Source organism: Leifsonia sp. 22587, from assembly GCF_052044215.1.
Taxonomy (GTDB): Bacteria; Actinomycetota; Actinomycetes; order Actinomycetales; family Microbacteriaceae; genus Leifsonia; species Leifsonia shinshuensis_C.
Window position 1 is genome coordinate 642,642 of record NZ_JBQENB010000001.1, and the last position, 24,153, is coordinate 666,794.

At 71.2% G+C, this 24,153-nt stretch carries 24 protein-coding genes, 1 tRNA gene and 1 riboswitch; of the genes, 14 read left to right on the forward strand and 11 right to left on the reverse strand.

Features of this window, described 5'->3' with window-relative positions:
• The first annotated feature begins 3 nt into the window (after window positions 1–3).
• From ACTJI1_RS03195 to ACTJI1_RS03205, 3 genes are all read left to right on the forward strand, one after another.
• Complete coding sequence (locus ACTJI1_RS03195) at window positions 4–978, forward strand: carbohydrate ABC transporter permease (protein ID WP_440741515.1); 975 nt, start codon at window positions 4–6, stop codon at window positions 976–978.
• Window positions 975–1,871, forward strand: a complete 897-nt coding sequence (locus ACTJI1_RS03200) for a carbohydrate ABC transporter permease (RefSeq protein WP_440741516.1) — start codon at window positions 975–977, stop codon at window positions 1,869–1,871. The genes ACTJI1_RS03195 and ACTJI1_RS03200 overlap by 4 nt, the downstream gene beginning before the upstream one ends.
• A gap of 100 nt (window positions 1,872–1,971) precedes the next feature.
• Window positions 1,972–3,216, forward strand: coding sequence for a hypothetical protein (locus ACTJI1_RS03205; RefSeq protein ID WP_440741517.1), 1,245 nt, complete (start codon window positions 1,972–1,974; stop codon window positions 3,214–3,216).
• Between the two features lie 69 nt (window positions 3,217–3,285).
• Here the strand turns inward: ACTJI1_RS03205 and ACTJI1_RS03210 are convergent, their stop codons facing one another.
• On the reverse strand, window positions 3,286–4,806 hold the full coding sequence (locus ACTJI1_RS03210) for a beta-N-acetylhexosaminidase (protein ID WP_440741518.1): 1,521 nt from the start codon (window positions 4,804–4,806) through the stop codon (window positions 3,286–3,288).
• Between the two features lie 132 nt (window positions 4,807–4,938).
• A riboswitch (ZMP/ZTP riboswitch) is annotated at window positions 4,939–5,036 on the forward strand.
• Window positions 5,037–5,068: 32 nt separating this feature from the next.
• On the opposite strand from ACTJI1_RS03210, the gene glyA reads away from it, so the two are divergent.
• From glyA to ACTJI1_RS03225, 3 genes are all read left to right on the forward strand, one after another.
• Window positions 5,069–6,394, forward strand: a complete 1,326-nt coding sequence (gene glyA, locus ACTJI1_RS03215) for a serine hydroxymethyltransferase (protein ID WP_310130765.1) — start codon at window positions 5,069–5,071, stop codon at window positions 6,392–6,394.
• 87 nt (window positions 6,395–6,481) lie between these two features.
• Complete coding sequence (locus ACTJI1_RS03220) at window positions 6,482–7,363, forward strand: bifunctional methylenetetrahydrofolate dehydrogenase/methenyltetrahydrofolate cyclohydrolase (RefSeq protein ID WP_440741519.1); 882 nt, start codon at window positions 6,482–6,484, stop codon at window positions 7,361–7,363.
• The gene (locus ACTJI1_RS03225; protein WP_440741520.1) at window positions 7,360–7,842 is read left to right on the forward strand and encodes a YbaK/EbsC family protein; all 483 of its coding nucleotides are present in this window, start codon (window positions 7,360–7,362) and stop codon (window positions 7,840–7,842) included. Before ACTJI1_RS03220 ends, ACTJI1_RS03225 begins: the two co-directional genes overlap by 4 nt.
• A gap of 109 nt (window positions 7,843–7,951) precedes the next feature.
• Here the strand turns inward: ACTJI1_RS03225 and ACTJI1_RS03230 are convergent, their stop codons facing one another.
• Genes ACTJI1_RS03230 through galT form a run of 3 tightly spaced genes read right to left on the reverse strand, consistent with a single transcriptional unit; the run spans window position 7,952 to window position 11,166 of the window.
• Window positions 7,952–8,758 carry an MBL fold metallo-hydrolase gene (locus tag ACTJI1_RS03230; protein WP_440741521.1) on the reverse strand — a complete coding sequence of 269 codons (807 nt, stop codon included), beginning with the start codon at window positions 8,756–8,758 and terminating at the stop codon, window positions 7,952–7,954.
• Between the two features lie 45 nt (window positions 8,759–8,803).
• The gene (gene galK, locus ACTJI1_RS03235) at window positions 8,804–9,964 is read right to left on the reverse strand and encodes a galactokinase (RefSeq protein WP_440741522.1); all 1,161 of its coding nucleotides are present in this window, start codon (window positions 9,962–9,964) and stop codon (window positions 8,804–8,806) included.
• Window positions 9,961–11,166 carry a galactose-1-phosphate uridylyltransferase gene (galT, locus tag ACTJI1_RS03240; RefSeq protein ID WP_440741523.1) on the reverse strand — a complete coding sequence of 402 codons (1,206 nt, stop codon included), beginning with the start codon at window positions 11,164–11,166 and terminating at the stop codon, window positions 9,961–9,963. Before galT ends, galK begins: the two co-directional genes overlap by 4 nt.
• An 82-nt stretch (window positions 11,167–11,248) precedes the next feature.
• On the opposite strand from galT, the gene ACTJI1_RS03245 reads away from it, so the two are divergent.
• Window positions 11,249–12,034 (forward strand): DeoR/GlpR family DNA-binding transcription regulator, encoded by a 786-nt coding sequence (locus tag ACTJI1_RS03245; RefSeq protein WP_440741524.1) that lies wholly within the window; start codon window positions 11,249–11,251, stop codon window positions 12,032–12,034.
• Window positions 12,035–12,050: 16 nt separating this feature from the next.
• Window positions 12,051–12,986, forward strand: a complete 936-nt coding sequence (locus ACTJI1_RS03250) for an aldose 1-epimerase family protein (RefSeq protein WP_440741525.1) — start codon at window positions 12,051–12,053, stop codon at window positions 12,984–12,986.
• Here ACTJI1_RS03250 and ACTJI1_RS03255 read toward each other — a convergent pair.
• The gene (locus tag ACTJI1_RS03255) at window positions 12,965–13,669 is read right to left on the reverse strand and encodes an SDR family oxidoreductase (RefSeq protein ID WP_440741526.1); all 705 of its coding nucleotides are present in this window, start codon (window positions 13,667–13,669) and stop codon (window positions 12,965–12,967) included. The genes ACTJI1_RS03250 and ACTJI1_RS03255 overlap by 22 nt on opposite strands.
• Window positions 13,670–13,769: 100 nt before the next feature.
• Between ACTJI1_RS03255 and ACTJI1_RS03260 the strand changes: the two genes are divergently transcribed.
• Window positions 13,770–14,348: a TetR/AcrR family transcriptional regulator gene (locus ACTJI1_RS03260; RefSeq protein WP_440741527.1), complete on the forward strand. Its 579-nt coding sequence runs from the start codon at window positions 13,770–13,772 to the stop codon at window positions 14,346–14,348.
• Between the two features lie 304 nt (window positions 14,349–14,652).
• On the opposite strand, the gene ACTJI1_RS03265 is transcribed toward ACTJI1_RS03260, so the two are convergent.
• The gene (locus tag ACTJI1_RS03265; RefSeq protein ID WP_310130748.1) at window positions 14,653–15,747 is read right to left on the reverse strand and encodes a calcium:proton antiporter; all 1,095 of its coding nucleotides are present in this window, start codon (window positions 15,745–15,747) and stop codon (window positions 14,653–14,655) included.
• 84 nt (window positions 15,748–15,831) lie between these two features.
• On the opposite strand from ACTJI1_RS03265, the gene ACTJI1_RS03270 reads away from it, so the two are divergent.
• Window positions 15,832–16,443 carry a DUF4232 domain-containing protein gene (locus tag ACTJI1_RS03270; protein WP_440741528.1) on the forward strand — a complete coding sequence of 204 codons (612 nt, stop codon included), beginning with the start codon at window positions 15,832–15,834 and terminating at the stop codon, window positions 16,441–16,443.
• Window positions 16,444–16,531: 88 nt separating this feature from the next.
• On the opposite strand, the gene ACTJI1_RS03275 is transcribed toward ACTJI1_RS03270, so the two are convergent.
• Entirely contained in the window at window positions 16,532–17,176 is a 645-nt protein-coding gene (locus ACTJI1_RS03275; protein ID WP_440741529.1) for a transporter, read from the reverse strand.
• Window positions 17,177–17,263: 87 nt separating this feature from the next.
• On the opposite strand from ACTJI1_RS03275, the gene ACTJI1_RS03280 reads away from it, so the two are divergent.
• Window positions 17,264–18,541 carry a chloride channel protein gene (locus ACTJI1_RS03280; RefSeq protein ID WP_310130739.1) on the forward strand — a complete coding sequence of 426 codons (1,278 nt, stop codon included), beginning with the start codon at window positions 17,264–17,266 and terminating at the stop codon, window positions 18,539–18,541.
• Window positions 18,542–18,758: 217 nt separating this feature from the next.
• Here ACTJI1_RS03280 and ACTJI1_RS03285 read toward each other — a convergent pair.
• Window positions 18,759–18,831 (reverse strand) — tRNA-Lys (locus ACTJI1_RS03285).
• A 56-nt stretch (window positions 18,832–18,887) separates the two neighbouring features.
• Between ACTJI1_RS03285 and ACTJI1_RS03290 the strand changes: the two genes are divergently transcribed.
• The 3 genes from ACTJI1_RS03290 to ACTJI1_RS03300 all read left to right on the forward strand — a co-directional run bounded on the left by ACTJI1_RS03290 (window position 18,888) and on the right by ACTJI1_RS03300 (window position 21,159).
• Window positions 18,888–19,517, forward strand: coding sequence for a DNA-directed RNA polymerase subunit beta (locus ACTJI1_RS03290; protein WP_310130725.1), 630 nt, complete (start codon window positions 18,888–18,890; stop codon window positions 19,515–19,517).
• Window positions 19,518–19,768: 251 nt separating this feature from the next.
• Window positions 19,769–20,344, forward strand: a complete 576-nt coding sequence (sigK, locus tag ACTJI1_RS03295) for an ECF RNA polymerase sigma factor SigK (protein WP_310130723.1) — start codon at window positions 19,769–19,771, stop codon at window positions 20,342–20,344.
• On the forward strand, window positions 20,341–21,159 hold the full coding sequence (locus ACTJI1_RS03300) for an anti-sigma factor (RefSeq protein ID WP_440741530.1): 819 nt from the start codon (window positions 20,341–20,343) through the stop codon (window positions 21,157–21,159). Before sigK ends, ACTJI1_RS03300 begins: the two co-directional genes overlap by 4 nt.
• A 106-nt stretch (window positions 21,160–21,265) precedes the next feature.
• Here ACTJI1_RS03300 and pstB read toward each other — a convergent pair whose 3' ends face one another.
• Genes pstB through pstC form a run of 3 tightly spaced genes read right to left on the reverse strand, consistent with a single transcriptional unit; the run spans window position 21,266 to window position 24,119 of the window.
• Complete coding sequence (gene pstB / locus ACTJI1_RS03305; RefSeq protein ID WP_440741531.1) at window positions 21,266–22,045, reverse strand: phosphate ABC transporter ATP-binding protein PstB; 780 nt, start codon at window positions 22,043–22,045, stop codon at window positions 21,266–21,268.
• Window positions 22,046–22,077: 32 nt separating this feature from the next.
• Window positions 22,078–23,172: a phosphate ABC transporter permease PstA gene (gene pstA, locus ACTJI1_RS03310; protein ID WP_310130715.1), complete on the reverse strand. Its 1,095-nt coding sequence runs from the start codon at window positions 23,170–23,172 to the stop codon at window positions 22,078–22,080.
• Complete coding sequence (gene pstC / locus ACTJI1_RS03315) at window positions 23,172–24,119, reverse strand: phosphate ABC transporter permease subunit PstC (RefSeq protein ID WP_440741532.1); 948 nt, start codon at window positions 24,117–24,119, stop codon at window positions 23,172–23,174. The genes pstA and pstC overlap by 1 nt, the downstream gene beginning before the upstream one ends.
• Between the last annotated feature and the right edge of the window lie 34 nt (window positions 24,120–24,153).

Sequence of the window (24,153 nt, forward strand, 5' to 3'; positions counted from 1 at the left end):
CGGATGACCCGCACTGCTGAAGCGACCCGCGCGGGGGCGGCCACCGGCCGTCCCCGCCGCGGGGAGTCCCCCAAGCCCCCCAAGGCACCGAAGAGTCCCGGAGGCGCAGCCGACCTGTGGCGCGCCGTGCCGTGGACGCTGCCCGCCCTCATCCTGATCGTCGGCGTCGTGCTGTTCCCGGCCGGCTACATGGTCTACAACTCCACCCGGAAGATCTCGATCGCCGGCGTGGACCACGGATCCGTCGGCCTGCAGAACTACATCACGGTGCTCTCGCGGCCGGAACTTCCCGGCATCCTGATCAACTCCCTGGTCTGGGTGGTCTCCGTCGTCGTCATCACCGTGGTGATCTCGCTGGCCCTCGCCCAGTTCCTCGACAAGAACTTCCCCGGCCGCCGGTGGGTGCGGATGGCGATCATCGTCCCGTGGGCGGCGAGCGTCGTGATGACCACCACCGTGTTCGTCTACGGCCTCGACCCCTTCTACGGGATCATCAACAAGTTCCTCGTCGACATCCACCTGATCGCGGAGCCCTTCGGGTTCACCAAGGAGCCGCTGCCCGCCTTCATCTCGTCGATCGGCATCGCGGTGTTCGTCTCGCTGCCGTTCACGACGTACACGATCCTGGCCGGGCTCGCCGGCATCCCGGGCGACATGCTCGAGGCCGCGAAGGTGGACGGCGCGAGCGCCCTGCGCTCCTACTTCAGCGTCACGCTGCCCAACCTGCGGAACGCCATCGCGCTCGCGACGCTGATCAACATCATCAACGTCTTCAACTCGCTGCCCATCCTGAAGCTCATGACCGGGTCCATCCCCGGCTACAAGGCGGACACGACCACCACCTACGTGTTCAAGCTGCTGCAGAACGAGCAGCGGATCGACCTGTCCAGCGCCCTCAGCGTGATCAACTTCCTGATCGTGCTCGTCGTGGTGGGCCTCTACCTGTGGATCGTCAAGCCGATGAAGGAGGTCTCGTGACCGCACCGGCCCCCGTCGCGCTCGCCGGAGCCCCGACACCCCGCCGCCGCCGTGCGGGCGGGTCCGGGTCGCCCGGGCGCACCGTCGTCAAGGTGATCGCGGGCATCGTCATCGCGCTCGTCTTCATCGCGCCGTACCTGATCATGCTCGTCGGCTCGTTCAAGAGCCGGAACAACATCCTGGCCGTCCCCCCGACCTACCTGCCCGAGCAGTGGCATCCCGAGAACTACCTCACGATGTGGTCGACCCCGGAGACGCCGCTGCCGTACAACCTGATCTCGACCATCGTGATCGCGGTGTTCGCGACGGCGCTGGTGCTCGTGGTCTGCGTGCCGGCGGCGTACTACACCGCGCGGTTCCGGTTCCCGGGACGCGGGATCTTCCTGTTCCTCGTGATCGTGACGCAGATGCTGCAGCCGACCGTGCTCGCGACCGGCCTCTTCAAGGAGATGGTCGCTCTCGGGATCAACGACACCTGGCTCGCGATGATCCTCGTGAACGCCGCCTTCAACCTGGCGTTCGCGATCTGGATCATGCACAGCTTCTTCTCCGGCGTGCCGAAGGAGATCGACGAGGCCGCGCAGCTCGACGGCGCGGGCAAGTGGACGGTGCTGTTCCGGGTGCAGCTGCCGCTGGTCTGGCCGGGCATCGTGACGGCGATCATCTACACCTTCGTCGCGTCGTGGAACGAGTTCGCGGCGAGCCTGGTGATCCTGTCGACGGATGCCAACCAGCCGCTCTCCGTGGCGCTCACGAAGTTCGTGGGCCAGTACGACGCCGCCTGGCAGTACGTCTTCGCGGTGTCGGTGGTCGCGGTCATCCCCGTCGTCATCCTGTTCATGCTCATCGAGAAGCGCCTGGTGGGAGGGCTCACGGCCGGCAGCGTCAAGTAGCGGCCGGAGTCAACCCGTCCCGGGGGCCGGCGGTGACGGGTACCATCCAAGAGGCGAAATCTGCCGGAGCTGGCTCCGGAGCGACCTCACGGATGGAACGATGACAGCGGGTACGACGAGCACGAGGCGGCCGGCCCTCACGGCTGCCCCGCTCCGCGTCCCACGCCGGCTGCGGATCGCCGGGCGCGAGGTGCCGTGGTGGGCGGCCGTGCTGGTGCTCTATGCGGTCTCCCGCCTCCTCACGACGACGCTGATGCTGGCGCTCTTCATCACGGCGACGGCGCTGCACTGGGACTTCGCGAGCCCTCGGATGGACCCCACCTTCTTCACGTTCTCGGGGTCGTGGGACGGCTCGTATTACAGCCAGATCGTGGAGCAGGGCTACCCGACCTCGCTGCCGCTCGACGCGGACGGGTCGGTGCAGCAGAACCCGTGGGCGTTCCTGCCGCTCTTCCCGATCGTGGTGCGCGCACTGATGTTCGTGACCGGCCTCAGCTTCTACCCGGCCGGGTTCGCCGTCGCCCTGGTCTTCGGCGCGGCCGCGAGCGTCGTGCTGTTCCGTCTGGTGGCGGCCCGCGCCGGCGTCTCCAGCGCGTTCTGGGCGACGGCGTTCTTCTGCTTCAACCCGCTCTCGTTCGTGCTGCAGATCAGCTACGCGGAGAGCATGTTCTTCTTCCTGATGTTCGCGGCGCTGCTCGCCATGATCCAGCGGCGGTACTGGCTGATGATGCCGTTCGGGGTGGCGGCGGCCTTCACGCGGCCGGGGGCGCTCGCCCTGCCGCTCGCGCTCGGCATCGTGCTGCTGTTCCGGATGCTGCAGGCGCGGCGCGGCGGCGAGGGGTTCCGCCCGCGGGAGCGGATGTCCATGCTCGTCGCCGGCGGGGTGATGGCGCTCGCCGGGATGTCCTGGCCGATCATCGCGGCGGCGGTCACCGGCACGGGCGACGCGTACGTGAGCACCGAGCTCTCCTGGTGGACGGGCTTCATCGGCAAGGTCGCGTTCATCCCGCTGACCCCGTGGTTCCTGCTCAGCTGGCGCTACCTCAGCATCCTGGGCGCCCTCATCGTCATCGGCATCGTCGCCGGTTACACGTGGATCCTCACCCGGCCGTCGGTGCGGGCGCTGGGCACGGACATGGTCGCATACGCGGCCAGCTACGGCCTCTACCTGTTCGCCGTCTTCCTGCCGCAGCAGAGCACCTTCCGCCTCCTGCTGCCGCTCGCCCCGCTCGCCGGGGCCAGGGGGCTCACCCGCAGCCGCCGCGCGCGCAAGGCCACGCTGATCGCCTGCATCGCGCTGCAGCCGGTGGCGCTCGTGCTGCTCTGGTTCATCGGCTACCCCTGAGCCGCGGGGCGGCGCGCGGGGCGGCGCCGCGGGGCGCCGGCGTCTGCGCCGTCGGAGCAGGCGCGCCGGTCAGGAGTCGACGCGCTGCGGCCACGGCACCTCGGGTACCGCGCGGTAGTGCGTGCCCGCCGCATCCCAGTGCTCGGACAGCCGGGCGACGCGCTCGACGAAGTCGGGCAGGTCGCGTGCCGCCTCCACCGGTTCCGTGTCGGCGGGGGCCGTCGACCAGCCGATCTCGGCGATGGCCGCGAGGCGGGGGAGCACCATGTCCTCCACCTGCTCGATCGTCGCGACGGTCTCGGTCCACAGCGGCGCCTCGACGCCCAGGATGTGCGCGTCGCCCACGCCGGGCACGACGCGCGCCGGGTCCCAGCCGAACGAGCGGGCGAGGGTCGTGGGGGAGCCGGTCCAGTCCTGGCCGATCGGGTCGCCGTCCTCGTAGACGATGTCGAGGTAGGCGGCGTCGGACGGCGACAGGATGAGCGCGCCGCCGCCGCGCGCGAAGGTGAGCGCGCGCTCGGCCGCCCGATCGCGCGGCGTCGTGAAGTCCCAGTACTGGCCGATCGTGCCCGCGGGCAGGGCGTCCGCCTTGCCGAGCTCGTGCCATCCGATCGGCGTCTTCCCGTTCCGGGCAACCTCGGCGGCCGCGTGGTTCGCGAACGCGACGAAGTCCGCCTCCGGGGTGCTGAGGCACTCGTCCCCGCCGATGTGCAGGTACGGGCCGGGCGTCAGCGCCGCCACCTCGCGGACGACGTCGCGCACGAAGCGCTCGGTGGTCGGGTCGCCGGTCTGCAGCGTGCTGAAGCCGACCTCCGAGCCGGTGTATCGGGCGGGGGCGATGCCGTCCGGGTTCAGCTCGGGATACGACGCGAGCGCGGCGTTGGTGTGGCCCGGCATGTCGATCTCGGGCACCACGGTGATGTGCCGGCCGGCGGCGTATCGCACCAGCTCGCGGTACTCCTGCTGCGTGTAGAAGCCGCCGCGGCTCCCGTCGCTGCCCGTCGAGCCGCCGATCCGGGAGAGCTCGGGCCAGGACTCGATGTGGAGGCGCCAGCCCTGGTCGTCGGTGAGGTGCAGGTGCAGGCGGTTGACCTTGAGCAGCGCGATCGCGTCGATGAAGCGCCGGACCTCGGGGGGCGTGAAGAAGTGGCGCGCCACATCCAGCATCGCCCCGCGGTAGGCGTAGCGCGGGTGGTCGTGGATGCGCTGGGCGTCGACCGCGATCAGCTGGCCCTCCTGCGCCGCGGGCAGCAGCTGCCGCAGCGTCTGGACGCCCCAGAACGCGCCGGCCGGGGTGGCCGCCCCGATGCGGACGCCCTCGGCGGCGACCTCCAGGGTGTAGCCCTCGGCGCTGTCCGAGCCGTCCTCGTGCGGCCCCTCGCCCGGCGCGATCACGATCGCGATGTCGCCGTACGCCGGCGGTTCGTCGACGATGTGTGGTTCGTGGCCGAACCCGACGGCCAGCGCCTCGGCGAGCAGCCGGGCGACCGCATCCGCACCCGGACCGGCGACGCTGATCCGTGCGGCGTCGCCCAGCACGAAGGGGGACGCGTCCGACTGATCGGTGCGGACAGGGCGGGGCACGACCACAGGGCACTCCTCAGGGTCTGATGAGAACGGAGGAGGCCGACGTCGCCCGCCCCACGAGGGTCGGCCACAGCGAGTATCGCAGGGCTCCTGACAAACTGGCAGAGGTTCCGCCGGTCGCTCCCTTTGCTATGCTTGGCGCGTCGCGACTGGCGCTCAGATGGTCACCATCGGGGAGCGACACGGTATCTCGAGAACACGGATGGATGCGGCCGCGCGCCTGGGTCGCTACGGATAGGTCCATCCCTGTATGAAGGAGCCGGCAATGACCGATACCCTCCCCTCGACGTTCACCGCCCCACTGGCGGAGGTCGACCCCGAGATCGCGGAGGTGCTGCAGCTCGAGCTCGGTCGCCAGCGCGACTACCTCGAGATGATCGCCTCCGAGAACTTCGTGCCGCGCGCCGTGCTCGAAGCGGTCGGCTCGGTGCTCACCAACAAGTACGCGGAGGGCTACCCCGGCCGCCGCTACTACGGCGGCTGCGAGTACGTCGACATCGCCGAGCAGCTGGCGATCGACCGGGCCAAGGCCCTCTTCGGCGCGGAGTACGCCAACGTCCAGCCGCACTCCGGCGCATCCGCCAACGCGGCGGTGCTGTCCGCCATCGCGACGCCGGGCGACACCATCCTGGGCCTGGAGCTCGCGCACGGCGGCCACCTGACCCACGGCATGAAGCTCAACTTCTCGGGCAAGCTCTACAACGCCGTCTCCTACGGCGTCGACCCGGAGACGTTCCTCGTCGACATGAACGTCGTGCGCGACAAGGCGCTCGAGCACAAGCCGCAGGTGATCATCGCCGGCTGGTCCGCCTACCCGCGCCAGCTCGACTTCGCGGCGTTCCGCGAGATCGCGGACGAGGTCGGCGCCAAGCTCTGGGTCGACATGGCGCACTTCGCCGGTCTCGTCGCCGCGGGCCTGCACCCGTCTCCCGTCCCGTACGCGGACGTCGTCAGCTCGACCGTGCACAAGACGATCGGCGGACCGCGCTCCGGCTTCATCGTCAGCCGCGACACCGAGCTCGCGAAGAAGCTCAACTCGAACGTCTTCCCCGGCCAGCAGGGCGGACCGCTCATGCACGTGATCGCCGCGAAGGCGACCGCGTTCAAGCTCGCCGCCACCGAGGAGTTCAAGGACCGCCAGGCCCGCACCATCCGCGGCGCGCAGCTCCTCGCCGAGCGCCTGACCGCCGAGGACTCCCGCGCCGCCGGCGTGGACGTGCTCACCGGCGGCACCGACGTGCACCTGGTGCTCGCCGACCTCCGCACCTCGGAGCTCGACGGCCAGCAGGCGGAGGACGTGCTGCACGAGGTCGGCATCACGGTCAACCGCAACGCGGTGCCGTTCGACCCGCGCCCGCCGATGGTCACCTCCGGCCTCCGCATCGGCACGCCGGCGCTCGCGACCCGCGGCTTCGGCGACACCGAGTTCACCGAGGTGGCCGACATCATCGCGCTCGCGCTGCGTCCCGGCGCCGACACCCGCGCCCTCCGCGCGCGCGTCGACGCCCTGACCGCCGCCTTCCCGCTCTACCCCGGCCTGACCCCGTCCGGCCAGGAGGGCTTCCCGGTCGAGCTCCCCTCCTCGATCTGACCCGCCCGCAACAATCGCTTCCTCACGTAATCCGCTGTTTCGCGCCCGGAACACGGATTAAGTGAGGAACAGATGGAAGGAATGCGCGTGACCGCACAGATTCTGGACGGGAAGGCGACCGCCGCCGAGATCAAGTCGGAGCTGAAGGAGCGCGTCAGCGCGCTCCGCGAGAAGGGGATCGTCCCGGGGCTCGGCACGATTCTCGTCGGCGACGACCCGGGCTCGCAGTGGTACGTCGCCGGCAAGCACCGCGACTGCGCGGAGGTGGGCATCGCCTCCATCCGCCGCGACCTGCCCGCCGACATCTCGCAGGCCGAGCTCGAGGCGGTCGTCGAGGAGCTGAACGCGGACCCCGACTGCACCGGCTTCATCGTGCAGCTGCCGCTCCCCGGCCACCTCGACACCGACGCCATCCTGGAGCTGGTCGACCCGGCGAAGGATGCGGACGGGCTGCACCCGACGAACCTCGGCCGCCTCGTGCTGAACGTCAACCGCCCGATCACCTCGCCGCTGCCGTGCACGCCGCGCGGCGTGATCGAGCTGATGCTGCGTCACGGCATCGACATCCGGGGCAAGGATGTCGTGGTCGTCGGCCGCGGCGTCACCGTCGGGCGGTCCATCGGCGCCTTGCTCACGCGGCGCGAGTACAACGCGACCGTGACGCTGACGCACACCGGGACGCACGACCTCGACGAGCATCTGCGGCGCGCGGACATCATCGTCGCCGCGGCGGGTGTCGCGGGCCTCGTGACCGCGGACAATGTGAAGCCGGGCGCCGTCGTGCTCGACGTGGGCGTCAGCCGCGTCGAGGACCCGGTGACCGGCAAGAGCGTCGTCGCGGGCGATGTCGCACCCGAGGTGGCCGAGGTGGCCGCGTGGGTGTCGCCCAACCCCGGTGGCGTCGGCCCGATGACGCGGGCCCTGCTGCTGCAGAACGTCGTGGAGTCCGCCGAGCGGGAGCTGGCGTGAGCGAGACCGCTCGCCCGCATCCGGCGGTGGAGCGCGTCGAGGCGGCCCTGCTGGATGCGGGCGTCGAGCCGCGCGTCCGCTGGTTCGAGACGGCCACGCCGACGGCCGCAGCCGCAGCGGCGGAACTCGGTGTCGAGGTCGGCGCGATCGCCAACTCGCTCGTCTTCACCCTCGACGGCGAGCCGCTGCTCGTGATGACGTCCGGCGCGCACCGCGTCGACACCGCGTTCCTCGGGGAGCGTCTCGGCGGCCGCATTTGCCGCGCCGACCCGGAGACCGTCAAGGCCGCGACCGGCCAGACGATCGGCGGCGTCGCCCCGCTCGGCCACCCCGCGCCGCTCCGCACCGTGGTGGATGTCGCTCTCGCCGGCTACCCCGAGATCTGGGCCGCCGCCGGCCACGCCCACACCGTCTTCCCGACCACCTTCGACGAGCTAGTCGCCCTCACCCACGGCACCCCCACCCCCGTCACCCCCTGACCGCCTTCGCCCACCGTCGAGTACACGAAAAGTGCACGCGACGCGCCGTGCGGGCGTGCACTTTTCGTGTACTCGACGGAGGGGCGGAGGAGCGGAGGGGCGGAGGGCGTCAGCGGTCGAGGACGACGATGAAGCGGCGGCGGACGACGCGCTCGCCGGGCGTCCCGCGCAGTTCGTCGAGGGCGGAGAGCACGCGGTCGAGGATGCGCGGGCGCAACGCCAGCTCCGCCTCGTCGGGCTGGTCGACCGTCCCGGCCGGGTAGTCCACGCCGGGGTCCGTCGACATCTCGATGTGCGCACCGCGCAGCTCGCGCACCGGGGCGGTCGGGTCGTCGCGGAACCGGATCAGCCGCTCGATCGTGGAGCGGAACTGCGCCAGGTCCCGCACGTACAGCCGCGCGGGCAGCACGGTGTCCCCGGTGAACAGGATGCCCGTCGCACGATCGAAGAACACCACCGCCGACGGCTCGTGCCCCGGCCCGCCGATCACGTCGACGACGCGACGGCCCAGGTCGAACGCGACCGTCTCATCCGGCCACGAGCGGAATCCGAAGAATCCGATCACCTCCGCCGGGCTGGTGCCGACGACGGTGGTGCCGGGCCGGTCGCGCAGCAGCGCATCCCCCGCGATGTGGTCGCGGTGCGCGTGCGAGTGCGCGACGACCAGCGGGTACGGGCGGAGGAACACCACGGGGTTCCGCCGCAGCCATTCGGCGATCAGCCGCTCCACCGTCGCGCGCAGCGGGAACTGCTGCTCGTCGGTGGTGGCGCCGGTGTCGATGAGCAGCGCCCGCTCCCGCCCGAACAGCAGGTACAGGAAGGGCGCCTCCCAGTGCGACGTCTTGGGCTGCCGCAGCTGGACGGTGTCCGGGTCGAGCCAGAGCACGTCGGGCTCGTTCATCCGCTGTTCGCTCACCTGTCACATCCTCCACGCACCGGGTGACGTGCAGGTGAACGGATCTCAGCTCTCGCGCAGCGCACCCTCCGATGCGCGAACGGTGAACATCTCCGGCTGACCGAAGCTGTGCTCGGCGAACGCTCCGTCGAGGGCCACGAGCACGCGGCTGACGGCGTCCGTCGGCACGAGAGCGATTGCGGAGCCGCCGAAGCCGCCACCCGTCATCCGGGCGCCGATCGCGCCGTTCGCCTGCGCTGTCTCGACGGCGAGGTCGAGTTCGGGCACCGAGATCTCGAAGTCGTCGCGCATGGAGACGTGGGAGGCGTCGAGTAGCGCGCCGATCGCCTGCGGCCCCTGCTCGCGCAGCGTGCGGACGGTGTCGAGCACGCGCTGGTCCTCCGTGACGACGTGCCGCACGCGGCGGAACGTCACGTCGTCCATGAGCTCGCGGGCGCGGTCCAGGTCGCCGACCGCGACATCGCGGAGCGACTCGACGCCGAGGATGCGGGCGCCCTCCTCGCAGGATGCCCGGCGGTCGGCGTACCCGCCCGTCGCGTGCGCGTGGGCCACGCCGGTGTCGATGATGAGGAGCTCGAGCCCCGCATCCTCGAGCCCGAGCGGGACGATCTGCGACTCCAGCGAGCGGCAGTCGAGGAAGACCGCGGCGTCGCGCTCGCCGAGCAGCGACGCGGACTGGTCCATGATTCCGGTCGGCGCGCCAACGGCCACGTTCTCGGCGCGCTGTCCGACGCGCGCCAGGGTGCGCCGGTCGAGTCCGAGCCGCCACAGCTCGTTGAGCGCGACCGCGACGGCGCTCTCGATGGCGGCCGACGACGACAGGCCGGCGCCGACGGGCACGTTCGAGTCGATCAGGATGTCGACGCCCGGCACCGCGGCCAGGTCGGCGCCGAACTCGCCGAGCGCCCAGGCGACCCCGAGCGGATAGGCGGACCAGCCGCTGAGCGCGTCCGGCGTGAGCGCGTCGAGCGGAACCTCGACCAGCTCGTCGGCGAACGTGCTGCCGACGCGGACGACCCGGTCCTCGCGGGCGCCGACGGCGGCGACCGTCCGGCGGTTGATGGCGAGCGGCAGCACGAAGCCGAGGTTGTAGTCGGTGTGCTCGCCGATCAGGTTCACACGGCCGGGCGCGGACCACACCCCGTCGGGCTCGCGGCCGAACACCTCGGCGAAGTCGTCGCGGACGCCGGTGCGCAGGTCGGTCATCGGTCAGCCTCTCGGTCGGGGGTGGATGCGCTGTCGGCCTGATCGACCGTCACCAGTCCGGAGACGGTGACGGGCAGCTCGCCGACCGGGTTCTCGCGGTCGGCGCGCTCGACGGCCTCGCGGAGGGCGACGGCCGCCTGCTCGGGCGGGATGTCGCCGATCCAGGCGCCCATGGCCGACTCCGAGCCGGCCAGGAACTTCAGCCTATCCGCGCCGCGCCGTGGCGACGTGATCTGCAGCATGAGCCGGATCTCGTCGCGCCGCACGCCGACGGGCGCCTGGTGCCACGCGGCGATGTACGGGGTGGGGGAGTCGTAGAGCGCGTCCACGCCGCGCAGCACGCGCAGGTAGAACGTCGCGAGCTCGTCCCGCTCCTCGGGGCTCGTCTCGGCCAGGTCGGCGACGTGGCGGTGGGGGAGCACGTGGATCTCGATCGGCCAGCGGGCGGCGAACGGCACGAAGGCCGTCCAGTGCTCGCCGGACAGCACGACGCGCTCCGACGCCCGCTCACGCTCCAGGATGTCGGCGAACAGCGTGGGTCCGTACGCGTCGAGCGAGCGGAGCAGCGCGGTGGTCCGCGGCGTGATGTACGGGTAGGCGTAGATCTGGCCGTGCGGGTGGTGCAGGGTGACGCCGATCGCCTCCCCGCGGTTCTCGAACGGGAACACCTGCCGCACGCCGGGCAGCGTGGAGAGCTGGGCGGTGCGGTCCGCCCACGCCTCGATCACGGTGCGGGCGCGGCTCGGCGTCAGACTGCCGAACGCTCCGGTGGTCGCCGGGCTGAAGCAGACGACCTCGCAGCGGCCGACGGAGGTGCGCGTGCGGCCGAGGCCCACGGCGGCCAGGTCGTCGAGCCCCTCCGGCGCGTTGCCGTCTTCGAGCAGCGGCCCGAACGACGGCGACTTGTTCTCGAACACCGCGACGTCGTAGAGGTCGGGGATCTCGGAGGGATTGGTCGGGCTGGCGGGGGCGAGCGGGTCGAGTTCCGCCGGCGGCAGCATGACGCGGTTCTGGCGTGCCGCCGCGATCGACACCCACTCGCCGGTGAGGGGGTCCTGACGCATGGTCGCCGTGGCGGGACGCGGTGCCGGCTCACGGAGGTCGGGCTTGCGCTCCGGGCTCAGCGTCGTGTCCGCGTCGTCGTAGTAGATGAGCTCCCGGCCGTCGGCGAGACGGGTGGGGCGCTTCGTGATCGCAGCCATGCCATCCTTTCGTTTCCGAAAGCGAGGATACCGCTTCTGCTTTCGTATTGACAAGGATTCGGAAGCGCTCCAGCATGGGTGCATGAGCGAACCGCTGCCCGCCGCGCTCCGCCGCGAACGGATGCTCGACCTGATCGGGCGGGCGGGGTTCGCGCGCGTCGCGGACCTGAGCGAGGCGTTCCAGGTGTCGGATGTGACGGTGCGCAGCGATCTGGATGCGCTGGACCGCGAGCAGAGCATCCGCCGGGTCCATGGCGGCGCCGTGCTGCGCACCGCCGGCGTGCGCGAGCCGAGCTTCGAGGAGGCGCTGGAGTCGTCGGCCGATGAGAAGCGCCGAATCGGCGAGGCCGCCGCGGCGATGGTGGTCCCCGGCAGCAGCGTCCTGCTCGACGTCGGCACCACGACGGCGGCGATCGCACGGGCGCTGGTCGAGCGTGAAGACCTCGAGGGCGTCACCGTCATCACCAACGGACTGACGATCGCGCTGGAGCTGGAGCGCGCCATCCCGCGCTTCGAGGTGGTCGTGACCGGCGGGACGCTGCGCCCGCTGCAGCACTCGCTCGTGGAGCCGCTCGCGTCCGTGCTGCTCGGCCGGGTGCACGCCGACGTGGCGTTTCTGGGCTGCACGGGCGTGCATCCCACCGGTGGAATCACGAACGTGAACCTCCCGGAGGCCGACCTCAAGCGCGCGATGCTGCACTCGGCCGAGCGCGCCGTCGTCGTGGCCGACGGCAGCAAGCTGGGCCGCACGCACGTGGGGCGCATCGCCGCGGTGGATGAGGTGGCCGAGCTCGTGACGGGCGGATCGGCGTCCGGCGACGACGTTCGGGCGCTTCGGGATGCCGGTCTCCCGGTGGTCGTGGCCTGAGGCCTACCCTGGTCCCATGCGACCCGCGACCGGTGAACAGTACGAACTCGACTTCGGCGACCTGAGCGCCACCATCGTGCAGGTGGGGGCCGGCATCCGCTCGCTGCGGTTCGCCGAATCCGACCTGACCGAGCCGTATCCCGCAGAGGCCCAGCCGCCGTCCGCGTGCGGGATCGTGCTCGTGCCCTGGCCGAACCGCGTGGCCGACGGACGCTGGGAGCACGAGGGCGAGACGCTGCAGCTCGACCTGACCGAGCCGGCGAAGCGGAACGCCATCCACGGCCTGCTGCGCCGCCGGCCCTACGAACTGGTCGACCGCTCGGACTCGACGGTGACGCAGACCGCGACGATCTACCCCGAGCCGGGGTACCCGTTCCTGCTCGACACGACGGTGATGCACGAGCTGCACACCGAGGGGATGACGGTCACGCACTCCATCGCGAACGTCGGCGACACTCCGGCCCCAGTCGCGGTCGGCGCGCATCCCTACCTGCGGATCGCGGATGTGCCGCCCGAGCAGCTGACGGTCACGGTCGCCGCCCGCACGCGGTTCGAGGTGGACGACCGGAGCAACGTCACCGGCGAGACGCCGGTGGCGGGCACCGACTACGACCTGTCGGCCGGCCGCCGGGTCAGCGACCTGGACCTCGACACCGGGTTCGCGGACCTGCCGGAGGGTCCGGTGGAGCACGCCCTCGCGGCCGACGACGGGCGCCGCGTCGTGCTGTGGGGCGACGACGACTTCCGGTACGTGCAGGTCTTCACGCACCGGAAGTTCGCGACGAAGCCCGGCGGGGTGGCCCTCGCGATCGAGCCGATGACCGCCCCGGCGAACGCGCTCAACTCGGGACGCGGGCTCCGCATCCTGCAGCCGGGCGAGACCTGGACGCTGAACTGGGGCATCCGGCCGGAGGGATTCGGCGGGGAGGCCTACCTGGCCAGCTGGGGGTAGAGCACGCGGACGTCCTCGTGGAGGTGCGACTTCACGTAGCGCGCGGTGTCACCGACCACGGCCTCCGCCTCGTCGTTCTGCACGGCGTCCAGCGCCTCCTCGACGACCTGCTGCGGCGGCACCTTGTCGGCGGTCACGTCGGCGGCCATGTCGGTGTCGACGTAGCCGACGTGGACGCCGACGACCTGGATGCCCGCGGGCGCCAGGTCGACGCGGACCGAGTTGCTCGCCGACCACAGAGCGGCCTTCGATGCGCTGTACGAGCCGACGCCCAGCCAGCTGAGTGCGGAGTGCATGTTGACGATCGCGCCGCCGCCGTTCGCCTCGAGGATCGGGCTGAAGGCACGGGTGACCAGCACCGGACCCCAGAAGTTCGTGTCGAGCTCGCGGCGGATCTCCTCGAGGTCGCCGCTGACGAGCGACTGGTTCACCGCGATCCCGGCGTTGTTCACAAGGATGCTGACGTCCGTCGCGATGGACGCCGCACGGCCGATGCTCTCCGGGTCCGTGACGTCGAGCTCGAGAGGGACGACGCGGGGATCGTCCGACTCCACCGAGCCGGGGCGGCGGGCGGCGGCGTAGACCTTCGAGGCGCCGCGCTCGAGCAGCTCGGCGACGAAGGCGGCGCCGAGGCCGCGGTTGGCGCCGGTGACGAGGGCGACGCGTCCGGTGATGTCCGTCATGAGGGTTCCTTCCAAAAGTAAACCGATCTGTGTATCGGCGACGGGACTCAATGTACACAGATCGGTTTACTTTGTGCAAGCCGTTCCGTAGAATCGGGGCATGACCAGCACTGTGACCCCCGTCAAGCCGAAGCCGCGCGACCGCGTTCTCGCCGCCGCGGCCCGGCTGTTCATGCGCGACGGGGTCAACGCGGTCGGGGTCGACCGTCTTGCGCAGGAGGCGGAGGTGTCGAAGCGCTCGCTGTACCAGCACTTCGACGGCAAGGACGGCGTGGTCGCCGCGATGCTCGAGGCGTACGGTCCGCAGGTCGTCGCGGGCTACTTCGCCCCCGATGACGAGGGGACGCCGCGCGAGCGGGTCCTCCACGTGTTCGACGCGCTGCACAGCGCAGCCGAGGCGGACGACTTCTTCGGCTGCCCCTTCGTCAACGTGGCGACCGAGCTGCGCGACCGCGAGCATCCCGCCGCCATCGTGGCCCGCCACTACAAGGAGGAGCTGACCGCGTACTTCGAGCGGCAGGCGACGGCCGCCGGCGCGCACGACCCGCACACGCTCGCCGTGCAGCTCACGCTGCTCTTCGACGGCGCCTCGGCCAGCGCCGCGATGCGCGGCGGCACGCCCGAGGCGGCGCGCCTGGCGGTCGCCGCCCTCTTCGACGCCGCGACCGCGCGGCGCTGACGCGCGCCGCGCGCCCCCGCGCCGCCCCCCACATTCGTGCCGAATGCTGTCTCTGCGCCGCCACATTCGTGCCGAAGTCGCCTCTCGCCCCGCCACCAGCGACATTCGTGACGAATGTCGCCGCCGTGCCGCCCGCCCCGCCCGTGAACATTCGTGCCGAATGTCGCTTCTCGCCCCACCGAACGCGACATTCGTGACGAATGTCGCCGCCGTGCCGCCCGCCCCGCCCGTGAACATTCGTGCCGAATGTCGCCTCTCGCCCCACCGAACGCGACATTCGTGACGAATGTCGCCCCCGCCCCCGCTACGGCGCGATCGACAGGAAGATGAACGCCGCGAACAGCACGAGGTGGATGCCGCCCTGCAGCCGCACGGCGCGCCCCTGCACGATCGTGAGGATGCTGACCAGCACCGTCAGGATGAGCAGCACGATCTGACTCGACCCGAGCCCGAGGTGCAGCGCGCCCGGCAGCCAGATCGAGGCGACCGCGATGGCGGGGATGGTGAGCCCGATGCTCGCCATGGCCGAGCCGAGCGCCAGGTTCAGGCTCGTCTGGGTGCGGTTGCGGTTCGCCGCCTTCGCGGCCGCGATGCCCTCCGGGAGCAGCACCAGCAGAGCGATCACGACGCCGACGAACGACTGCGGCAGCCCGATCGCAGTGACCGCCCGCTCGATCGGCGTCGACTCCAGCTTGGCGAGTCCCACGACCGCGACGAGCGACACGAGCAGCAGCGCGACGCTGATCCACGCGGTGCGGTTCGACGGCGCCGCGGCGTGGTCGTCTTCGGCGAGCGGCTGCCCCTTGCTCCCGACCGGCAGGAAGAAGTCCCGGTGCGCGACTGTCTGGGTGAAGACGAACATCCCGTACAGCGCGACGGATGCGATGGCGGCGAACACCAGCTGGGGCCCGGAGAAGACCGGCCCGGGCGCGGACGTGAAGCTCGGCAGCACCATCGTCAGCGTCGCGAGCGCCGTCACCGTGGCGAGGGCCGCCCCGCTGCCCTGGGCGTTGAAGGCCGTCGACTCCCGCCGGGATGCGCTGAGCAGCAGCGAGAGCCCGACGATCCCGTTCATCGTGATCATCACCGCCGAGAACACGGTGTCGCGGGCGAGTTCCGGCGAATCCTTGCCCGTGGTCATGAGGGTGACGATGAGCGCGACCTCGATGATCGTGACCGCGACCGCCAGCACCAGCGATCCGAACGGCTCGCCGACCCGGTGGGCCACCACCTCCGCGTGCTGAACGGCGGCGAGCACCGTCCCGGCGAGCACCACCGCGATCAGGCCGACCGCGAATCCGTTCAGCTCCACCGCCCAGAACGCGACCAGGACTACGACGCCGATGGCGGGCACCCCGATCGTCCACCACCGTGCGAGCCAGGAGCCGAGTGCCGTCATGCAACCATCCTGCCAGGCGCCTCCTCCAGCGGTCCTGCGGCGGGTCCGCCGCCGTCGGGCCCTCTGCCGTGATGGGATGGGCGCATGACCGGGAACTGGACCCTCCGCGCCGCCGCCTCCGCCGGCCTCGCCGTCGCGCTCGCCCTCGTCGTCACCGGATGCGGGACGCCGAACTCCGCACCGACGACCGGCAGCGCTTCCGCATCCACCTCCACGACCCCGTCGACGTCGCCGCGACCGACCGGCACGACGACGGCCGTCCCGATCGAGGGCCAGTGCGACACCGCGGACCTGACCGGCACGATCGGCAAGGGAGGCGGGGGAGCGGCCGGAAGCGTCGAGGTGACGATCGTCCTCACCAACAACGGCAGCACAGAGTGCTCGCTGCAGGGCTGGCCCGGCGTCTCGTTCGTGGGCGACGGCAACGGCACGCAGCTCGGCAAGCCGGCCGACTTCGACCGCAGCACCCCGCATCCCACCGTCGTCCTGCAGCCGGGCGGAACCGCGCAGGCGCCGCTGCGGATCACCCAGGCGCTCAACTACCCGGAGGCCGACTGCAAGCCGCAGCCCGCCGACGGCTTCCGCGTCTACCCGCCAGGATCGACGGAATCCCTGTTCATCAAGTACGACGGCGCGACGGCGTGCACCACGGACACCGTGTCGCTGCTGCAGGTCGGGGCGCTCGTCGGCAGCTGATCCGGCTCGACCGCATCCGGCTTGACCCGGTGCGGCTCGACCCGATCCGCCTCGCCCCGATCCGGCTCGACCGGGTGCGGCAGCGCGGTCAGGCGCAGACGCGCGCGATCGATCCCTGCCAGGCTTGGTGCACGGCGTCCGAGGCCTGCTCCACCATCGTGTCGTCGGCCATGGATGCGGACGGAGCCGCCGCGTAGGCGCTCACGCTGTCCGACAGGGCGCTGAGGCTGCCGCGCACCGGTCCGAGGGCCGTGACAACGGAGTCGGTCGCCAGGTCCTCCGTCCGGGCGCGGAACGCCGCGACCGCCGACCGGATCGCCTGCGCCGCTTCCGCGTCCGGCGCGCGCAGCGGCAGGCGCGCCTGCAGCGTCGCATCCAGGGCGTGCCGCGCGCTGGCGATCGCCGTGCAGTCGCGTCCACGTTCGGCGGAGGCCTCGGAGAAGAGCGGGAACTCCATGCCGAGCGCCGCGTTCAGCAGCAGGCAGGCCGCGACGCAGCCCGCGACCAGCGCACCGAGCGGCGGCCCGAGCCGCCGGGCGATCGATCGGGCGGTCATCTCACGAGAGAGGACGCGGCCACCCGCGTTTCGTGACGCCGGCGCGGTGACCGGCGCGGTGTCGGCCGCCGGTCCGCTCGGCTCCGCGACAGCGGGCGCGCCGGCGGGCGCGGTCACGTTCGGCACAGCCGGAACGGTCGCGCCGAGTTCCCGCGGCTCGCGGAGGGATGGGGTCACGCGATCACCGTAGCCGGGACCGGTTAACTCTTCGTTGCCGGATTCACCGCGCACGAGCCCGGCCGCGCCTCCCGATACGCTGGGCCCGTGTCCTCCGCCCGGCGCATCCCGCGACCCGCCACACCGCAGTGGCTGGCCCGGCTCGTCGTCGTCACCGCGCTCGTCGGCGTCGGGGCGGGCATCGGCGGAGTGCTGGTCTACCTCGGCCTGCACGCCCTGCAGCACCTCGCCTTCGGCTCCTCGGAGGGCGACCTGTACGAGGGTCTCCTCGACGCCCCGCCGGTCAACCGGGTGGTGGCGCTCGCCGTGGCCGGCGTGATCGGCGCCGTCGGCTGGTGGCTGCTGCGGCGGTGGGGCCGCCGCGTCCCGGAGCACGCGATCGTCTCCGTCGAGCAGTCGGTGGAGGGCCGCCGGATGCCGCCCTTCGTCACGCTCGCCAATGCGGCCCTGCAGGTGGTCATCGTCGGGCTGGGCGCATCCATCGGCCGGGAGGTGGCCCCGCGTGAGGTGGGCGCGCTCTGGGCCGGGTGGCTGGCTGAACGGGCGGGGGTGTCGGCGCGGGAGCGGCGCATCCTGGTCGCCTGCGGCGCCGGAGCGGGTCTCGCGGCCGTCTACAACGTCCCATTCGGCGGGGCGGTCTTCGCGGTCGAGATCCTGCTCGCCGAGGTCAGCTTCGCGACCGTTCTGCCCGCGTTCGCGACCTCGGCGATCGCGGCCCTGGTCGCCCGGGTCGTCGTCCCGTCGAACCCCCTGTACCAGCTGCCCGAACTGCACCTGTCCGTCACGGTCGTGGTGTGGTCCGTGCTCGCCGGACCCCTGATCGGCTTCGCGGCCGTCGGCTTCGTCCGGGCGGTCCGTTTCCTCCAGGATCACCGGCCGGAGTCGTGGCGCATCCTGATCGTCATGCCGCTGACCTTCGTAGCGGTCGGGGTGGTGTCGCTCTGGCTCCCCGCGATCCTCGGCAACGGCCGCGCGCTCGGTCAGCTCGCGTTCGCCGCCTCGGTGCCGGTGCTGCTCATCCTGCTCACCACCATCGTCAAGGCCGGCTCCACCCTCGCGACGATCGGCGCGGGCGCCGCCGGCGGCACCCTGACCCCGTCGCTGGCGATCGGCGCCGGCCTCGGCCTCGCCGGCGGCGCCGCCTGGAACCTGCTCTGGCCGGGCGCCGAACTTCCCGCCTTCGCCCTCATCGGTGCGGCGGCGTTCCTCGCGGTCACGATGCGCGCCCCTCTGACCGCCCTGCTCCTCACGATGGAGTTCACCGGCCAGGGCCCCGAGCTGCTGGTCCCGGTGATGCTGAGCATCGCCGGCGCGGTCGCCGTCGGCTACGTGCTCGAGCGCGCCCGCGTGACCGGCATCGCCTGACCCGCCGCCACGGGCCTACGCGGCTGTCCGGGGCCTTCCGTCGGAGGTCTTCGACCGTCCGTCGGAGATCCGCGACCGTCCGTCGGAGATCTCACCCGCCTCGGCCGGAATCTCCATCCCCAAGGCCCTGTGTCGGAGATTTGGGACCCGTTCTCCGACGATCGTGCGGCACGCGCGGGGCCGACCGAGCGCAAGGCGCCACTCGACCAGAAGAGGGTGGGCCCGGTGGGGCTCGAACCCACGACCCGCGGATTAAAAGTCCGATGCTCTGCCAACTGAGCTACAGGCCCTCACCTCCAATCTAGCGTGGATTCAGGTGGCCGGTTCACGGGGGCAGAATGGGGGGATGTCGGATCGGTTCCACAAGCCCGCGCTGTTCACCAGCGGCATGTTCGAGGCGTTCCTGGGGGGAGAGGACCCCGCGCAGATCAGCCGAGTCGCCCACGAGACGGCCCAGGCGCTGCTCGCCCGGGTGCGGCAGGATCCGGACCCCGCGATCGTGGACCGGTTGGTCGCCTTCACGGACGAGCACGGCATCGACGCCCTCGCCGAGCTGTGGTCGCGGTCGAACGCGAAGAGCCTCCCCGGCGCACTGTGGCGCATCTACCTGCTGCGGCTGCTCATCCGTCAGGATGCGGAGGGCACCGCGTACCTCTACCAGCGCGGCACCGAGGTGCTGCAGTCGATCGACGCCGCGGTCGCGGGCGCGCCGACCCCGGCCGGGCCCGCGGAGATCACCGAGCTTGCGGATCGGATCCTGCGGGGCCTTTTCGAGGGCGACTTCGCCGTCGCGCTCGACCGCGCTGCCGCATTCTGCCGGGTGGCCGCCGCCGGTGCCGCCTCCGTCGCCGACGACCGCGACATCCTCGACCCGGAGCGCGCCAGCGAGCTGACGACCCGGGCGCTCCGTTTCACCCGCACCGCCGAGGAACTGACGGCATGCGCACGCCTCTGGCGGTCCGGCTCCCTCGACTGACGCGGCGACGGCCGGCTGCGGCCGCAACAGCGCCTCCGGTCCCGTCAACCCCCGCGCCGCATCCGCCGTTCTCGGCCCGCGAACGCCACGCCGACGGACGGCCGGGAGCCCTCCTGTACACTGGATGTCGCCGGGCCGCAGTAACCCCGGGCTCCAAAACTAGCCGCTCCGAGCGGCCTCGCGCCGAGAGGGCGTTCTGCGGCCCGGCACTCATCTGTCGGAGGGCACTCGCCGGAGGAACGACAGACCGGATGAGCGGAGACGACGTGGAGGACGCCCCTGCGGTCGATCTCGACGCGCTCCTCGTCCGCACCGCCACCGGCGACCAGGCGGCCTTCTCGACCTTCTACGATGCCACCGCCTCGCGCGTCCTCGGGCTGGTCCGCCGCCTGCTGATCGACCCCGCGCAGTCCGAGGAGGTCGTGCAGGAGATCTACCTCGAGGCGTGGCAATCCGCTTCGCGTTTCGATCCGAATAAGGGTCGAGCGCAGACGTGGATCCTGACCATGGCCCATCGACGCGCCGTGGATCGGATCCGCGCGTCCCAGGCGTCGCGGGACCGGGACACCGCCGTGGGCATCCGCGACCTGCCGACCGCCTATGACGAGGTGGCCGAGACCGTGGAGGTCCGGGTCGAGCACGAGAGGGTGGAGGTGGCCATGGCGAAGCTGAGCGAACCGCAGCGGAAGGCCGTCACCTTGGCCTACTACGGCGGCCTCAGCCAGTCCGAGGTGGCTGCCGAGCTCGGGATCCCGTTAGGCACAGCCAAGACTCGGCTACGCGATGCGATGATACGGCTGCGACAGGAACTGGGGGTGACGACATGACCGACGAGCACGACCGAGGCGACACCCGCCTCGGCTTCCGGCTGGGAGCCGACGACGAGCCGGAGGCCCGCGCCTTCGAGGAGGTCGCCGCCCAGCTCGCCCTCTCCACGGAGCCGGTGGAGCCGCGTCCCGAGCTCAAGGCCGCCCTGTTCGCGCAGCTCGCGAGCACCCCGCAGCTGCCGGCTCAGGATGCGGCGCCCGCCGCACCTGCGCCCACAACGCTTCCGGAGGCCGCCGAGCCCGCCGCTCCCTCCGCTCCGGCGCCCGTCGCGCCGCTTCCCGCCCCGACCGCCGACACCCCGACCGCCGACACCCCGCAGCCCGGCCCCGCCGAGCGCGCCGCGCAGCGCCGCTGGTTCCAGCGTCCCGGACTCATCCTCGCCGCCGCCGCGGCCGCCGTCGTGTTGTTCATCGGCGGAGCGTTCGTCGGCTCGTCGCTGTCCGGGTCCAACTCGTACCAGTCGCAGCAGGCGTCCGCCCTGGCCGAGATCAACGCCGCCCCGGACGTGCAGCGGGCGACCGCGCCCGTCTCCGGCGGCGGCACCGCGACACTGGTCTGGTCGGGCGAGCTGGGCCGGTCCGCTCTGGTGGCGAACGACCTCCCCGACCTCCCGGCCGACAAGACCTACGAGCTCTGGTACATCCGCGACGGCCAGGCAACCCCGGCCGGCACGATGCAGCCGGCGTCGACGGGTTCGACCTGGCGCGTCCTCACCGGCGAGATGGCCGCCGGGGACACCGTCGGCGTCACCGTGGAGCCCCGGGGCGGTTCGGATAAGCCGACCACCGCCCCCATCGTGGCCATAGCCTCCTGACCCGCGTCGGCGCCCCACGCCGATCCGCGCGCCCGTCGACTCGCCCGCCAACGAGAAGACCCCGCGACATCGTGTCGCGGGGTCTTCGTCGTTCAGCGGCTGCGGATCAACCGAACCGGCCGGACACGTAGTCCTCGGTCGCCTGGACCGTCGGGTTCGAGAAGATCAGGTTCGTGTCGTTGTACTCGATGAGCTTGCCCGGCTTGCCGGTGCCCGCGATGTTGAAGAACGCGGTGCGGTCCGAGACGCGCGAGGCCTGCTGCATGTTGTGGGTCACGATGACGATCGTGTAGTCGTTCTTGAGCTCCTCGATCAGGTCCTCGATCGCCAGCGTCGAGATCGGGTCGAGGGCGGAGCACGGCTCGTCCATCAGCAGCACGTCGGGGGAGACGGCGATCGCACGGGCGATGCAGAGCCGCTGCTGCTGGCCGCCGGAGAGGCCGGAGCCCGGGAGGGCGAGACGGTCCTTGACCTCGTTCCACAGGTTGGCGCCCTGGAGCGACTTCTCGACCAGGTCGTCGGCCTCGCTCTTCGACATCCGCCGGTTGTTCAGCTTCACGCCGGCGAGCACGTTGTCGCGGATGCTCATCGTCGGGAACGGGTTGGGACGCTGGAACACCATGCCCACCTGGCGGCGCACGAGCACCGGGTCGACGCCCGTGCCGTAGAGGTTGTTGCCGTCGATCAGCACCTCGCCCTCGACGTACGCGCCCGGGATCACCTCGTGCATGCGGTTCAGCGTGCGGAGGAAGGTCGACTTGCCGCATCCCGACGGTCCGATGAACGCCGTGACGGTGCGGGGCTCGATGGTGAGCGACACGCCCTCGACGGCGCGGAAGCTGCCGTAGTAGACGTTGAGGTCGTTGACTTCGATGCGCTTGGACACTTTTTTCCTTAGCTTTCGGGTGCGGGCCGGGGTCAGCGGCCGTACTTGGGGGCGAAGACCTTGGCGATGATGCGGCCGACCAGGTTGAGCACCATCACGATGATGATCAGGGCCAAAGCGCCGGTCCAGGCGCGGTCGATCGACGCCTGAGCGTGGAGACCGGCGGCCTGCGTGTACTGCGTGTAGACGAAGACGGGGAGGGTCATCATCCGGTCGTTGAAGAGGTCGTAGTTCATGCTCGTGGTGAAGCCGGCGACGATCAGCAGAGGTGCGGTCTCGCCGATGACGCGGGCGATGGCCAGCATGACGCCGGTCACCAGACCCGCGATCGAGGTCGGCAGGACCACCTTGAGCACGGTCAGCCACTTCGGCACGCCGAGGGCGAGGGAGGCCTCGCGCAGCTCGTTGGGGACGATCCGCAGGATCTCCTCGCTGGAGCGCACGACCACGGGGATCATCAGCACCGACAGCGCGACCGACCCCATGAAGCCGTTGCGGATGCCGGGGCCGAAGAAGAGCGCGAACAGCGCGTAGGCGAAGAGGCCGGCGACGATCGAGGGGATGCCCGTCATCACGTCGACGAAGAAGGTGATGCCGCGGGCGAGCATCCCGCGCCCGTACTCGACCAGGTAGATCGAGGTGAGCAGTCCTATCGGCACCGAGATGACGGCCGCCATCAGGGTGATCTCCAGCGTTCCGACGATCGCGTGCAGGGCGCCGCCGCCCGCACCGATGACGTTGCGCATCGACTCGGAGAAGAAGGCGACGTCGAAGCGGGCGAGGCCCTGCGCGATGACGGTCCAGCCCAGCGAGATCAGGGGGAGCAGGGCGATGATGAACGCGGTCGCGACCAGCGAGGTGACCAGCCGGTCCATCGCCTTGCGCGAGCCCTCGACGAGCAGCGAGGTGACGTAGATGGCGACGTCGAACAGCACCGTGCCGAAGAAGATGGCCCCGACGATGTTGAAGCCGTCGGTCGCGCGGCTGGCGGCCAGGATGGCGAAGATGGCGACGAAGACGGCCCAGGATGCGACGAGCAGCACCCACGGGGTCCAGCGGGGCAGCTTGCCCGCGGTGTACGAGTTGGTGAGCGGGCGCGGGACGGCGGCGGCGGTCGTGGTGGCCATCAGTTCGCTCCAGAGAAGGCCTTGCGGCGGCTGACGATGTAGCGGGCGAGCACGTTGATCAGCAGCGTCACGACGAACAGCACGAGGCCGGACGCTACGAGCGCGTTCACGCCGAGGCCGGTCGCCTCGGGGAACTGGAGGGCGATGTTCGCCGCGATGGTGTTCGGGCTCTGCGCCTGCAGCACGGCGAACTTCACGATCAGCGCGGGCGAGAGCACCATGGCGATCGCGAGCGTCTCGCCGAGGGCACGGCCGAGGCCGAGCATGATGGCCGAGACGATGCCGCTGCGCGCAAAGGGCAGGACGGCCATCTTCACCATCTCCCAGCGGGTCGCGCCGAGGGCGAGTGCGGCCTCCTCGTGGAGGCGCGGGGTCTGCAGGAAGATCTCGCGGCAGATGGCGGTCATGATCGGGATCACCATGACGGCGAGCACGAGGCCGGCGGTCAGGATGGTGCGGCCCGTGCCGGAGACCGGCGGAGCGAAGAGCGGGATCCAGCCCAGGTTGTCACCGAGCCAGACGTAGAACGGCTGGACGAACGACGCCAGCGTCGCGATGCCCCAGAGGCCGAAGACGACGGACGGAACGGCCGCCAGGAGGTCGATGATGTAGCCCAGCACGACGGCGACGCGGCGCGGGGCGTAGTGCGAGATGAAGAGGGCGATGCCGATGGAGAGCGGCGTGGCGATCAGCAGGGCGATGAGCGCCGCCCAGATGGTGCCGAAGACGAGTGGCCAGACCCACGACCAGAAGTTCGTGGCGTTGTTGGGCAGCTCGCCCGCGCCGGCGAACAGGGCCGGGATGCTCTGGATGACGAGGAACGCCGCCACCGCGGCGAGCGTGGCGAGGATCAGGGACCCGGCGACGACGGTGGCGGTCGAGAAGACGCGGTCGCCGAGGCGGACCTTCGCTTTGGGCCTGATGGCTCCTGCGGTTCCGGCGGTCATTCCTGGCTTTCTCTCATCGGGTGCGCCTTGCGGC